The 13,333-nt window shown below is 50.4% G+C and carries 12 protein-coding genes; 11 read left to right on the plus strand and 1 reads right to left on the minus strand.

The features are described 5' to 3' along the window. Window positions 1-301 precede the first annotated feature (301 nt). The 6 genes from AC534G_RS10255 to otsA all read left to right on the plus strand — a co-directional run bounded on the left by AC534G_RS10255 (window position 302) and on the right by otsA (window position 7,173). On the plus strand, window positions 302-859 hold the full coding sequence (locus AC534G_RS10255; RefSeq protein WP_110497627.1) for a DJ-1/PfpI family protein: 558 nt from the start codon (window positions 302-304) through the stop codon (window positions 857-859). A 318-nt stretch (window positions 860-1,177) separates the two neighbouring features. After that, complete coding sequence (locus tag AC534G_RS10260) at window positions 1,178-2,167, plus strand: arabinose ABC transporter substrate-binding protein (RefSeq protein ID WP_038641497.1); 990 nt, start codon at window positions 1,178-1,180, stop codon at window positions 2,165-2,167. Window positions 2,168-2,282: 115 nt separating this feature from the next. Beyond that, entirely contained in the window at window positions 2,283-3,797 is a 1,515-nt protein-coding gene (gene araG, locus AC534G_RS10265) for an arabinose ABC transporter ATP-binding protein AraG (RefSeq protein WP_110497629.1), read from the plus strand. A gap of 14 nt (window positions 3,798-3,811) precedes the next feature. Continuing rightward, on the plus strand, window positions 3,812-4,798 hold the full coding sequence (gene araH / locus AC534G_RS10270; RefSeq protein ID WP_042307755.1) for an L-arabinose ABC transporter permease AraH: 987 nt from the start codon (window positions 3,812-3,814) through the stop codon (window positions 4,796-4,798). A 175-nt stretch (window positions 4,799-4,973) separates the two neighbouring features. Continuing rightward, on the plus strand, window positions 4,974-5,777 hold the full coding sequence (gene otsB, locus AC534G_RS10275; protein WP_110497631.1) for a trehalose-phosphatase: 804 nt from the start codon (window positions 4,974-4,976) through the stop codon (window positions 5,775-5,777). Then, window positions 5,752-7,173 carry an alpha,alpha-trehalose-phosphate synthase gene (gene otsA, locus AC534G_RS10280; protein ID WP_199981221.1) on the plus strand — a complete coding sequence of 474 codons (1,422 nt, stop codon included), beginning with the start codon at window positions 5,752-5,754 and terminating at the stop codon, window positions 7,171-7,173. Before otsB ends, otsA begins: the two co-directional genes overlap by 26 nt. Window positions 7,174-7,189: 16 nt before the next feature. On the opposite strand, the gene uspC is transcribed toward otsA, so the two are convergent. Continuing rightward, window positions 7,190-7,618 carry a universal stress protein UspC gene (gene uspC, locus AC534G_RS10285; protein WP_038641488.1) on the minus strand — a complete coding sequence of 143 codons (429 nt, stop codon included), beginning with the start codon at window positions 7,616-7,618 and terminating at the stop codon, window positions 7,190-7,192. Between the two features lie 793 nt (window positions 7,619-8,411). Here uspC and flhD point away from each other — a divergent pair. The 5 genes from flhD to cheA all read left to right on the plus strand — a co-directional run bounded on the left by flhD (window position 8,412) and on the right by cheA (window position 13,325). After that, on the plus strand, window positions 8,412-8,753 hold the full coding sequence (gene flhD / locus AC534G_RS10290) for a flagellar transcriptional regulator FlhD (protein WP_003034622.1): 342 nt from the start codon (window positions 8,412-8,414) through the stop codon (window positions 8,751-8,753). Continuing rightward, window positions 8,750-9,334, plus strand: a complete 585-nt coding sequence (gene flhC, locus AC534G_RS10295; protein WP_170973258.1) for a flagellar transcriptional regulator FlhC — start codon at window positions 8,750-8,752, stop codon at window positions 9,332-9,334. Before flhD ends, flhC begins: the two co-directional genes overlap by 4 nt. Before the next feature lie 124 nt (window positions 9,335-9,458). Next, window positions 9,459-10,346, plus strand: coding sequence for a flagellar motor stator protein MotA (motA, locus tag AC534G_RS10300; RefSeq protein WP_032939611.1), 888 nt, complete (start codon window positions 9,459-9,461; stop codon window positions 10,344-10,346). Continuing rightward, window positions 10,343-11,272 carry a flagellar motor protein MotB gene (motB, locus tag AC534G_RS10305; protein WP_038641486.1) on the plus strand — a complete coding sequence of 310 codons (930 nt, stop codon included), beginning with the start codon at window positions 10,343-10,345 and terminating at the stop codon, window positions 11,270-11,272. The genes motA and motB overlap by 4 nt, the downstream gene beginning before the upstream one ends. Window positions 11,273-11,276: 4 nt before the next feature. After that, a complete protein-coding gene (cheA, locus tag AC534G_RS10310; protein ID WP_199981220.1) occupies window positions 11,277-13,325 on the plus strand; it encodes a chemotaxis protein CheA in 2,049 nt (682 codons plus the stop codon). Window positions 13,326-13,333 lie beyond the last annotated feature (8 nt).

Consider the following 13,333-nt stretch of genomic DNA (forward strand, 5'->3'; position numbering starts at 1 on the left):
GCATTTCGTCATATAAGATGCGTGAATGTAATTGATTGATATTTAAGTATTTATAGTAATATTCTGATAATGAAATGTTGTTTCATATCACAAAATTAAATTTAACAATACGTTATTGTCTTGACCTCGCTGATTATGAAGTCCCGGCTGGTGGCGATTTCACGATTGGGTAAGGTAAATGAAAACTATCTGGTAGTTAATATTTTGCGCCAGATCATTTTTGCTGAAATTAATAAATTTAACGACCTGTACGATTCGGCATTTATTGTTTGGTGAATGTGGGGAAATCGAGGAGTTACCTATGAAAAAGGTTGCGGTGCTGCTGGCGCCTGGTTTTGAAGAGGCGGAAGCGATTGTTACCATTGATATTCTGCGTCGCCTGAATATCGAAGTCGAAACGCTGGCCTGCGCGGAGTCGCGTGCGGTGGTGAGCTATCATGACGTACCGATGGTGACCGACAGTACGTTGGCCGCGCGTCAGGCCCATCTCTACGATGCCGTCGTGTTGCCTGGGGGGCCGCAAGGTAGCGTTAATCTTGCCGCCAGCGAGGCAGTCATCCAGTTTGTCACCCGCCATGATGAGGCGGGAAAACTTATTTGTCCTGTGTGCTCTGCGGCCGCGCGCGTACTGGGTGGCAACTGTCTGCTAAAGGGGCGTCGCTACGTGTGCTCGGGAGATTTATGGCAAAACGTCACGGATGGCGAATATATCGATGCGCCCGTTGTTGAGGATGGCAATCTTATTAGCGGCAAAGGATTAGGGCATATTTTTGATTTTGCGTTTACGCTTTCGGCGCGTCTGTTGGGAGATGATATTCCGGTTCGCGATCACGCCGACCACATTTACTACCCATGGTAAACATTGTTTTCCCGAATGCTTCAGCATTCGGGGACAAGGATTTGCTGACTGATGTTATGGACTAATCTGCTATTCCTCTTTTTCTTCGTCGTCAAAATCGCGTTTTTTTATGTCATTTCTCGCTGAATTTATGTACGCAATTACTGTAATTCTGTGGTGTGATGCCGCTCTCTTATGGAGAATCAATTTCCCGCTAAAAATACTCTCAGCACTGGCATTGATCTTATCAATAAAAGGTAATGCCTTGTTTTACGTCCGAATTACAAAAAATCGTCTGATTTTACCCTACATAAAAGAACGTTAAAGCTGGAGTTGACCATGCACAAATTCACTAAAGCGCTGGCGGCCATCGGCCTGGCTGCCATTATGTCACAATCCGCTATCGCTGAGTCCATGAAGCTCGGTTTCCTGGTCAAACAACCGGAAGAACCATGGTTCCAGACTGAATGGAAATTTGCCGATAAGGCCGGTAAAGACCTTGGTTTTGAGGTGATAAAAATCGCCGTCCCGGATGGTGAGAAAACCCTTAACGCGATTGACAGCCTGGCTGCAAGCGGTGCGAAAGGGTTTGTGATTTGTACGCCGGATCCCAAACTCGGGCCTGCCATTATGGCAAAGGCGCGCGGCTACGATATGAAAGTCATTGCTGTCGATGACCAGTTTGCCAACGCGAAAGGGAAACCGATGGACACCGTGCCGCTGGTCATGATGGCGGCAACAAAAATTGGTGAACGCCAGGGTCAGGAGCTGTACAAGGAGATGCAAAAGCGCGGGTGGGATGTGAAATCCACCGCGGTAATGGCCATTACCGCGAACGAACTGGATACCGCGCGCCGCCGCACTTCAGGCTCAATGGAAGCGCTTAAAGCTGCGGGCTTCCCGGAAAAACAGATCTACCAGGTTCCAACCAAATCGAATGATATCCCTGGCGCATTCGACGCCGCCAACTCCATGCTTGTTCAGCATCCTGAAGTCAAACATTGGCTGATCGTGGGTATGAACGACAACACCGTGCTGGGCGGCGTACGTGCGACCGAAGGGCAAGGCTTTAAAGCGCCGAACGTGATCGGTATCGGTATTAACGGCGTTGACGCGGTGAGTGAACTCTCTAAAGGCGAAGCGACCGGGTTCTACGGTTCATTACTGCCAAGCCCGGACGTTCACGGCTATAAATCAAGCCAAATGCTCTACAACTGGGTAACGAAAGGTGCAGAGCCACCGATGTTTACTGAAGTGACGGATGTGGTGCTGATTACCCGCGATAACTTCAAAGAAGAACTGGCGAAGAAAGGTTTAGGCGGTAAGTAACATAAATGCCGGATGCGTCGGCAAAGCGTCTGATCCGGCCTACGAATTACGTACTCAGTAGGCCGGATAAGGCAAAGCCGCCATCCGGTATAAAGATCTGAATCACGGAGACGTTATGCAACAGTCTACCCCGTATCTCTCATTTCGCGGCATTGGCAAAACGTTCCCCGGCGTTAAAGCGCTTACGGATATCAGTTTCGATTGCTATGCCGGTCAGGTGCATGCGCTGATGGGCGAAAATGGTGCCGGAAAATCAACACTCTTAAAAATTCTCAGTGGTAACTATGCGCCAACGACGGGCTCCCTGGCGATTCGCGGACAAGAAGTTTCGTTTGCGGATACCACAGCCGCGTTGAACGCTGGTGTCGCCATTATTTACCAGGAACTGCATCTCGTCCCGGAAATGACCGTTGCCGAAAATATCTATTTAGGGCAACTGCCGCATAAAGGCGGCATTGTGAATCGGTCGCTGCTGAACTATGAAGCGGGGCTACAGCTTAAGCATCTGGGCATGGATATCGATCCCGACACGCCACTGAAATACCTCTCCATTGGTCAATGGCAGATGGTAGAGATTGCAAAAGCGTTGGCGCGTAACGCCAAAATTATCGCCTTTGATGAACCGACCAGTTCCCTGTCGGCACGCGAGATTGAGAATTTGTTTCGCGTTATCCGTGAGCTGCGCAACGAAGGGCGCATCATTCTGTATGTCTCGCACCGTATGGAGGAGATTTTTGCCCTTAGCGATGCCATTACCGTATTTAAAGATGGGCACTACGTTAAAACGTTTACGGACATGCAGCAGGTCGATCACGACGCGCTGGTGCAGGCGATGGTAGGGCGTGACCTGGGTGATATTTATGGCTGGAAATCCAGGACTTATGGCGCAGAGCGCCTGCGTTTGCATGAGGTCAAAGCCCCAGGCGTGCGCACGCCGATCAGTTTATCGGTGCGTAGCGGTGAAATCGTCGGACTGTTTGGGCTGGTGGGCGCTGGACGTAGCGAATTAATGAAAGGATTGTTTGGCGGTACGCGTATCACCGCAGGCCAGGTGTTTATTGATGAACAGCCAATTGATATCCGCAAACCGAGCCACGCCATTGAAGCGGGAATGATGCTGTGCCCGGAGGATCGCAAAGCTGAAGGGATTATTCCGGTTCATTCGGTACGTAACAACATCAACATTAGCGCGCGTCGTAAACATGTATTGGGAGGATGTGTGATCAATAACGGCTGGGAAGAAACCAATGCCGATCACCATATTCGTTCGCTCAACATCAAAACACCAGGTGCGGAGCAACTGATCATGAACCTCTCTGGCGGTAATCAACAGAAGGCTATTCTTGGCAGGTGGTTATCGGAAGAGATGAAAGTGATTTTGCTGGATGAACCTACCCGCGGCATTGATGTGGGCGCCAAGCATGAAATTTATAACGTGATTTATGCCCTTGCGGCGCGCGGCGTGGCCGTGCTGTTTGCATCCAGTGACCTGCCAGAAGTTCTCGGTGTCGCCGATCGTATCGTGGTGATGAGAGAAGGCGAGATTGCCGGGGAGTTACTTCATGAACAGGCGGATGAACGCCAGGCGTTGAGCCTTGCAATGCCTAAAGTCAGCCAGGCTGTGGCCTGAATAAGGAGAGTATGATGTCTTCCGTTTCTACATCGGGTTCAGGTGCTGCGAAATCAGCGCTAAACCTTGGCCGCATTTGGGATCAATACGGGATGCTGGTGGTGTTCGCGGCATTGTTCCTGGTTTGTGCCATCTTCGTGCCAAACTTTGCCACCTTCATCAACATGAAGGGGCTGGGACTGGCGGTATCGATGTCGGGTATGGTCGCATGTGGGATGCTATTTTGCCTGGCATCCGGTGACTTCGACCTGTCCGTTGCATCCGTCATTGCCTGTGCGGGGGTCACAACTGCCGTGGTCATCAACATGACCGAGAGCCTGTGGATTGGCGTCGCTGCCGGGCTGTTGCTGGGGATTTTATGCGGTCTGGTGAATGGGTTTGTGATTGCCCGGTTAAAAATCAATGCCCTGATCACCACACTGGCGACGATGCAGATTGTCCGCGGTCTGGCCTACATTATCTCTGACGGTAAGGCGGTCGGGATTGAAGACGAGCGTTTCTTCACCCTTGGCTATGCTAACTGGTTCGGGCTGCCGGCACCTATCTGGATAACGATCGTTTGTTTCATCGTATTTGGCTTACTGTTGAATAAAACCACGTTTGGTCGTAACACGCTGGCTATTGGGGGGAATGAAGAGGCTGCGCGCCTGGCCGGGGTTCCGGTTGTGCGCACCAAGATTATTATCTTTATTCTTTCCGGTCTGGTATCCGCAATTGCCGGCATTATCCTCGCATCGCGCATGACCAGCGGTCAGCCAATGACCTCAATCGGTTATGAGCTGATCGTGATTTCTGCATGTGTATTAGGGGGCGTTTCGCTGAAAGGCGGCATCGGAAAAATCTCATATGTGGTCGCCGGGGTATTAATTCTGGGGACGGTTGAGAACGCGATGAACCTGTTGAATATCTCTCCTTTTGCACAGTACGTCGTACGTGGTCTCATCCTGCTGGCGGCGGTAATCTTCGACCGTTACAAGCAAAAAGCGAAGCGTACCATTTAATGATTTAAGCCCTAACTTTTTAGTCTAGCCTCAGCTAATCGCCAGCCGCTACCCGGCTGGCGATTGTTTTTCCAAATGGCGAGCATGGTCACACTGTCTATACTTATATCCGTCATACATCATCTATACGGCGCGATCCGCGCGGCGTACAAACCATGATGAGGAGGATAACCGGGTGACAGCATCACTGACATTACCCCCTGAACAATCTGCAAACTGTGCTTATTTTTTTGATCTCGATGGGACACTGGCTGAGATCAAGCCCTATCCTGACCAGGTCGTTGTCCCTAAGACAATCCTGCAATTATTACATCAGTTGGCGACGCATAACGCGGGTGCGCTGGCATTGATTTCAGGGCGCTCGATGGCTGAGCTTGACGGCCTCACCACTCCCTTTCGTTTTCCGCTTGCCGGAGTGCATGGGGCAGAACGCCGTGACATCAATGGTCAAACCCATATAGTGCACCTGCCCGCGGGTATTGAACGTGAAGCCGGCGCGCTGTTACAGACGGCGTTGTCGAAACTGCCTGGCACGACGCTGGAAGCAAAAGGTATGGCTTTCGCGCTGCACTATCGTCAGGCGCCAGAGCATGAAGCAGCGCTGATAACGCTGGCGGAATGCATCACGCATACATGGCCGCAGCTTGCATTACAGCATGGAAAATGTGTCGTTGAAATAAAACCGAAAGGTACGAATAAAGGTGATGCGATTGCTGCATTTATGCAGGAAGCGCCTTTTGCCGGACGGATCCCCGTATTTTTCGGTGATGATCTAACGGATGAAACCGGCTTTGAGGTAGTTAACCGCGCAGGCGGTATTTCAGTGAAGGTGGGGAGCGGGGCGACGCTGGCGACATGGCGTCTGGATGGCGTCAGCGATGTCTGGCGTTGGCTGGAGCAAATTAACTCTTCGCAGCAACAATCGAATACAACAAACAACAGAAGAGGTGACTATGGGTCGTTTAGTCGTAGTATCTAATCGTATCGCCTCGCCAGATGACAAAGGGAGCGCAGGTGGGCTCGCGGTCGGTGTGTTGGGCGCGTTAAAAACTGCTGGTGGATTGTGGTTTGGCTGGAGTGGCGATATCGGTAATGAGGATAAACCGTTAAAAAAGGTCACTCGTGGCAATATTACCTGGGCCTCGTTTAATTTGAGCGAGCAGGATTATGAAGAGTATTACTGTCAGTTTTCGAATGCCGTTTTATGGCCTGCATTCCACTACCGGTTGGATTTAGTTCAGTTTCAGCGCCCGGCCTGGGAGGGGTATCAGCGGGTTAATGCCTTGCTGGTAGATAAACTGCTGCCGCTGCTGAGCGAAGATGATATTATTTGGGTTCATGATTACCACCTGTTACCGTTTGCCTACGAGTTGCGTAAACGCGGCGTGAATAATCGCATCGGTTTTTTCCTGCATATCCCTTTTCCGACGCCGGAAATTTTTAACGCGCTCCCTCCACACCAGGCTCTGCTTGAGCAGATGTGTGATTTTGATTTACTGGGTTTCCAGACCGAAAACGATCGCCAGGCTTTTCTGGACTGTCTGGCTGTCCAGACTCAGGTAACTACCCACAGCGATAAGCGCCACAAAGCATGGGATAAAGCGTTTAGCACAGAAGTGTATCCAATTGGCATCGAGCCGGAGGAAATCGCACGCCAGGCCTCAGGTCCTCTGCCGCCAAAAATGGCGCAGTTAAAGGCAGAGCTTAAGAATGTGAAGAATATATTCTCCGTTGAGCGTCTGGATTACTCCAAAGGCTTGCCAGAGCGCTTCCAGGCCTATGAGGCGCTGCTGGAGCATTACCCGCAGCACCATGGCAAAATTCGCTATACGCAGATAGCGCCAACTTCGCGCGGAGAGGTGCAGGCCTACCAGGATATTCGCCATCAACTGGAGACAGAGGCCGGGCGGATTAACGGTAAATATGGGCAGTTGGGCTGGACGCCGCTTTACTATCTGAACCAGTATTTTGACCGCAAATTGCTGATGAAAATATTCCGCTATTCTGACGTAGGATTAGTGACGCCGTTGCGCGATGGTATGAACCTGGTGGCGAAAGAGTATGTGGCTGCACAGGATCCTGCCAACCCCGGCGTTCTGGTGTTATCGCAATTTGCCGGGGCGGCGAATGAGTTAACTTCTGCGCTTATTGTGAATCCTTATGACCGGGATGAAGTGGCTGGCGCACTTAACCAGGCGCTGACAATGTCGCTTGCTGAACGTATCTCTCGTCATGCTGAAATGCTTGAGACTATCATTAAAAACGATATCGACAACTGGCAGGCGAGATTTATATGCGATCTAAGAAAAGTTACGTCGCGCCAGAGCAAACGCCAGTTGTCGGACAGTGTGCCTTCCTGTTCGAAACTGGCGTAACGACCTGAAGGCGGTATTAATCTCCAGCCAGAGGAACCAGCAGAACATCCACCTGGCTGGCGCCGACCACGCTTTTTGCTGAGCACGAAGCGCGCGAAAAGAAGCTCTGGTTATGGTTGCCGTAAATGACCAGATCGACTGCGTGTTTACGGCAAACGTCGAGAATATGTTCATTCAGTGCCCCATAGGTAATAAAAGTATGCTCGATGGGGTACTGCGCTTCTTTGCTGAGTTTATCGATAAAATCCTGGGTCTCCTCTTGCATGAGTTCACGCAGATCTTCCAGCATGGGGGCGGCAAACTGGTTATACATTTCTGGGTCTGAGACCAATGTGATCAGGCTAATACGGGCGTTGACAGGGCGAGCGATAGAAACTGCCTTGGCTAACAATTGCTGGCTTTCAGGGGTGGCGGCAACCGCCACCAGAATGTGCGCATAGCTCATAACTCGCTCCTTTTTTTCAAGAATTATGAGAGAACTTTTCTGCTTTACTCAGCTTACTCCATACTGCAACGTTTCTCCCCAGGATAGTGTGAATCCCATCATTATTATTCATTAATTATTCTTATAAATAGAATAATCGCTTCATATAAATTGCAAATAGGTTCTGGTCACTTAAGTAAAACTCACCGCCAATGAAAACAATGTGTTAATAAAAAATAAACAAATATTAACATTTGACGGGTTTTCACTGCGCGGTATTAATTAATCACCCTTAATATTTAAGTTATTGTTTATAAACAATTTAATTGAAAAGTCGTTTTATATAAAATATGTGATCCAGCTCGCTATTTCACAGAGTGATATTAACGTTTGTGAACAAAATACTATTCGCTTTTATTGCAAGAATATTCGTACGCCAGGAATCGAAAAGATGAATGCTGGTTTAAAAAATAAGCAAAGTAAAAGCTACGCTGATGGATTTATGTTAAGTGTTTAGCTGATTTATGTGATCTGCGTCACATATTCTTTAAATTCGCAGCACGGTTCCGTTGTATGTGTAACTGGCGGCGGGTAGAGTTGCGTCGAATTAGGAAAAATCTTAGACAATTGTAAGAATTGATGTGAGCTTGTAAGAAGTGCGCATTCTTCAAAAGGGCTGATTTACACAACGTGTATGTGTCGTCACGCTGCTATGTATTTGACCTTTTGCTTTTTTTTACCGGGACTTCCCGGCGACATCACGGGGTGCGGTTTTACCGCATGAAAATAATGTTGGTTATTATGGATGCAAATAATGCATACATCCGAGTTGCTGAAACACATTTATGACATCAATTTGTCATATTTATTGCTTGCACAACGTTTGATCGTTCAGGACAAAGCATCTGCGATGTTTCGCCTTGGTATCAGCGAAGAGATGGCGGACACGTTGGCAACATTAACTCTTCCTCAAATGGTCAAACTGGCTGAAACAAACCAACTGGTGTGTCACTTCCGTTTCGACGATCACCAGACTGTTACTCGCCTGACGCAAGACTCCCGCGTTGACGATCTCCAGCAAATTCATACCGGCATCATGCTTTCTACGCGACTGTTAAGCGACATCGATGATGCCGCGCGCAAGAAAAGGGCTTGATGATGAGCGAAAAAAGCATTGTTCAGGAAGCGCGTGATATCCAGTTGGCAATGGAATTAATCACATTGGGCGCCCGTTTGCAAATGCTGGAAAGCGAAACGCAATTAAGTCGTGGTCGTCTTATCAAGCTGTACAAAGAATTACGCGGCAGTCCTCCGCCAAAAGGGATGCTTCCTTTCTCCACCGATTGGTTTATGACGTGGGAACAAAATATCCATGCCTCGATGTTTTGCAATGCATGGCAATTCCTGCTCAAAACAGGGTTGTGTAGCGGTGTGGATGCCGTAATTAAAGCGTATCGTTTATATCTTGAGCAGTGTCCGCAGCAGGAAGATGGTCCACTGCTGGCGTTAACTCGCGCATGGACGCTGGTACGTTTTGTCGACAGCGGACTGCTGGAATTGTCCACATGCAACTGCTGCGGCGGGAACTTTATCACCCACGCACACCAACCCGCAGGCAGCTTTGCCTGCAGTTTATGCCAGCCGCCATCACGGGCCGTAAAAAGACGTAAACTTTCCCAGAATGCTGCCGATATTATTCCACAACTGCTGGATGAACAGATCGAACAGGCTGTTTAACTGATACGGTGTGGATAAACACTCCAGCAGCGGTAAGCGATTACCGCTGCTTTTTTTTGTCCTGACCTCAAGTTAACTTCCCGACTGCGCATCCTGTCATAGTCAATTGCGAAAGGATGATGTCGTGCTTATCTTATTAGGTTACCTGGTTGTTATTGGTACAGTTTTCGGCGGTTACATGATGACCGGCGGACACCTTGGGGCACTCTATCAACCGGCTGAGCTGGTGATTATCGGTGGCGCAGGTATTGGGGCATTCATCGTCGGCAATAACGGAAAAGCCATTAAGGGAACGATGAAAGCGATCCCGATGCTTTTTCGTCGTTCGAAATACACCAAAGCGATGTATATGGATCTGCTGGCGCTGCTATATCGCCTGATGGCCAAGTCACGTCAGCAGGGCATGTTCTCGCTCGAACGTGACATCGAAAACCCTAAAGAGAGTGAAATCTTCGCCAGCTATCCACGCATTCTTGCAGATGCCGTGATGCTTGATTTTATTGTCGATTATCTGCGACTGATCATCAGCGGCAACATGAATACGTTTGAGATTGAAGCGCTGATGGACGAAGAAATTGAGACTCATGAGAGCGAAGCCGAAGTTCCGGCTAATAGCCTGGCGATGGTTGGCGACTCGCTACCGGCATTCGGGATTGTGGCGGCGGTCATGGGCGTTGTCCATGCGCTGGCTTCCGCCGATCGCCCGGCGGCTGAACTGGGTTCGCTGATTGCGCATGCGATGGTGGGGACATTCCTCGGTATTTTACTGGCCTATGGCTTTATTTCTCCACTTGCCAGCGTCCTGCGTCAGAAAAGCGCTGAAACCACCAAGATGATGCAGTGCGTGAAGATAACGCTGCTCTCCAACCTGAATGGTTACGCCCCGCCGATTGCCGTCGAATTTGGTCGTAAGACATTGTATTCCAGCGAACGTCCTTCGTTTATCGAACTGGAAGAGCATGTTCGTGCGGTGAGAAATCCAGCTGCGCAGCAGACGACCGAGGACGCATGAAAAATCAGGCCCATCCCATTATCGTCGTAAAGCGACGTAAACATAAAGGTCACGGTGGTGGGGCGCATGGTTCGTGGAAAATCGCCTACGCCGATTTTATGACCGCGATGATGGCCTTCTTTCTGGTGATGTGGCTCATTTCCATCTCCAGCCCTAAAGAATTGATCCAGATTGCCGAATATTTCCGTACTCCACTGGCTACCGCGGTGACAGGCGGCAATCGTATTTCGAATAGCCAAAGCCCCATCCCTGGTGGAGGGGATGATTACACCCAGCAGCAGGGAGAAGTGCACAAGCAGCCGAATATTGATGATTTGAGAAAACGCATGGAGCAAAGCCGTTTAAGCAAACTTCGCGGCGATCTCGATCAATTGATTGAATCGGACCCTAAACTGCGTGCGCTGCGCCCGCATTTGAAAATTGATTTAGTTCAGGAAGGGCTGCGTATTCAGATTATCGACAGTCAGAACCGACCAATGTTTAAGACCGGCAGTGCTGAAGTTGAGCCGTATATGCGCGATATCCTGCGGGCCATTGCGCCAGTGCTCAACGGCATCCCTAACCGAATCAGTCTTTCCGGACATACAGACGATTACCCTTACGCCAACGGTGAGAAAGGGTACAGCAACTGGGAACTGTCTGCCGATCGCGCTAATGCGTCGCGCCGCGAGCTGGTTAGCGGCGGTCTGGATGATGGAAAAGTATTACGGGTGGTAGGCATGGCCGCCACGATGCGTCTGAGCGATCGCGGTCCTGAGGACGCCATCAACCGCCGTATTAGCCTGCTGGTTCTCAATAAGCAGGCAGAAGAGGCCATTTTGCATGAAAACGCTGAAAGCCAGAATGAGCCGGTAAGTGTCTTACAACAGCCAGCGGAACTTCCGCCGGCAAGCGTTCCCACATCGCCACCAGCCAATCCGAGGTGATAGCGTGAGCATGGATATTAGCGATTTTTATCAGACTTTTTTTGATGAAGCCGACGAACTGTTGGCCGACATGGAGCAACACCTGCTCGATTTGGTTCCTGAAGCCCCGGATTCCGAACAGCTGAATGCCATTTTTCGTGCCGCTCACTCGATAAAAGGCGGGGCGGGCACCTTCGGCTTTACCATTTTGCAGGAAACGACCCATCTGATGGAAAACCTGCTGGATGAAGCACGGCGTGGCGAGATGCAGCTTAATGCCGACATTATCAACCTGTTTTTGGAAACGAAAGATATTATGCAGGAACAGCTCGACGCCTATAAAAACTCAGAAGAGCCGGATGCCGCCAGCTTTGAGTACATTTGTAATGCGTTACGACAGTTAGCGCTTGAAGCAAAAGGTGAAACCTCAGCCGCGCTCGTCAATACCGCAAAGCTGAGCGTTGTTGACGGGGCGGCGATACAGGAAGAAACCGTTGCCAATCCCGCTCCGGCCAGTAAAGAGGTCAAGAAACGGATTATTCTCTCGCGCCTGAAATCCAGTGAAGTCGATCTGCTGGAAGAGGAGCTGGGGAATCTGGCGACCTTAACCGACGTGGTAAAAGGAAGCGATACGCTGTCTGCAACGCTGGATGGCAACCTTGCGGAAGATGACATTATTGCGGTGCTTTGCTTCGTAATTGAAGCGGATCAGATTGAATTCGAAACCGTCAGCGTAGCGCCCGTGGCGGTTGATGCGAAAGCGGAAACTGAAGCGGTAGCCGTAGTCGCGACGCCGCAGCCGGTTGCCGTCGCGCCTGCGGTTAAAACCGCCACCAGTGAAGCGCCACACGCCCGCGCGGAACGTGATAAGCCTGCCCGCGCCAGTGAATCAACCAGCATCCGCGTAGCGGTTGAGAAGGTTGATCAGCTCATTAACCTGGTCGGTGAACTGGTTATCACCCAGTCAATGCTGGCCCAGCGTTCTAATGAACTGGATCCGGTCAATCACGGCGATCTCATCACCAGCATGGGGCAGTTACAACGTAACGCCCGTGATTTGCAAGAGTCGGTGATGTCGATTCGTATGATGCCGATGGAGTACGTGTTCAGCCGCTTCCCACGCCTGGTCCGCGACCTGGCGGGTAAATTGGGTAAACAGGTTGAGCTGACGCAGGTCGGGAGTTCAACAGAACTCGATAAAAGCCTGATTGAACGCATCATCGATCCATTGACGCACCTGGTGCGTAACAGTCTGGATCACGGTATTGAACTGCCGGAAAAACGTCTCGAAGCCGGGAAAAGCCCCATCGGCAATCTGACGCTTTCCGCCGAACACCAGGGCGGGAATATTTGTATTGAAGTGACCGATGATGGCGCTGGTCTGAACCGCGAACGAATCCTCGCCAAAGCCATCTCCCAGGGGATGCCGATCCACGAAAACATGAGCGATGACGAAGTCGGTATGCTGATTTTCGCACCGGGCTTCTCGACGGCTGAACAGGTGACGGATGTCTCTGGTCGCGGTGTGGGGATGGACGTGGTGAAGCGAAATATCCAGGAGATGGGCGGCCATGTTGAGATCCAATCGAAGCAAGGACAGGGGACGACGATCCGAATTTTGCTGCCGCTGACCTTGGCGATCCTTGACGGGATGTCCGTACGCGTGGCGGACGAAGTCTTTATTCTGCCGCTGAATGCCGTGATGGAGTCACTGCAACCGCGCGAAGAAGATCTCCATCCGCTGGCCGGAGGAGAGCGCGTTCTGGAAGTGCGTGGCGAATATTTGCCGCTGGTTGAGTTGTGGAAAGTCTTCGAAGTTGAAGGCGCAAAAACCGAAGCAACGCAGGGCATCGTGGTGATTTTACAAAGCGCAGGTCGTCGCTATGCGCTGCTTGTCGATCAGTTAATTGGCCAACACCAGGTGGTGGTCAAAAACCTGGAAAGCAACTACCGCAAAGTGCCAGGTATTTCTGCTGCAACGATTCTCGGCGACGGTAGCGTCGCGTTGATTGTTGATGTGTCTGCATTGCAGGGGTTAAACCGCGAACAACGTGTGGCGATCACAGCCGCCTGATTGAGTAA

It is taken from the genome of Citrobacter sp. CRE-46, from assembly GCF_059615875.1.

Bases quoted from the DNA above. Each gene is read 5' to 3' on its own strand.
- araH (WP_042307755.1), top strand. From the start codon at position 3,812: ATGTCTTCCGTTTCTACATCGGGTTCAGGTGCTGCGAAATCAGCGCTA.
- otsA (WP_199981221.1), top strand. From the start codon at position 5,752: ATGGGTCGTTTAGTCGTAGTATCTAATCGTATCGCCTCGCCAGATGAC.
- motB (WP_038641486.1), top strand. From the start codon at position 10,343: ATGAAAAATCAGGCCCATCCCATTATCGTCGTAAAGCGACGTAAACAT.
- uspC (WP_038641488.1), bottom strand. From the start codon at position 7,618: ATGAGCTATGCGCACATTCTGGTGGCGGTTGCCGCCACCCCTGAAAGC.
- AC534G_RS10255 (WP_110497627.1), top strand. From the start codon at position 302: ATGAAAAAGGTTGCGGTGCTGCTGGCGCCTGGTTTTGAAGAGGCGGAA.
- araG (WP_110497629.1), top strand. From the start codon at position 2,283: ATGCAACAGTCTACCCCGTATCTCTCATTTCGCGGCATTGGCAAAACG.
- AC534G_RS10260 (WP_038641497.1), top strand. From the start codon at position 1,178: ATGCACAAATTCACTAAAGCGCTGGCGGCCATCGGCCTGGCTGCCATT.
- flhD (WP_003034622.1), top strand. From the start codon at position 8,412: ATGCATACATCCGAGTTGCTGAAACACATTTATGACATCAATTTGTCA.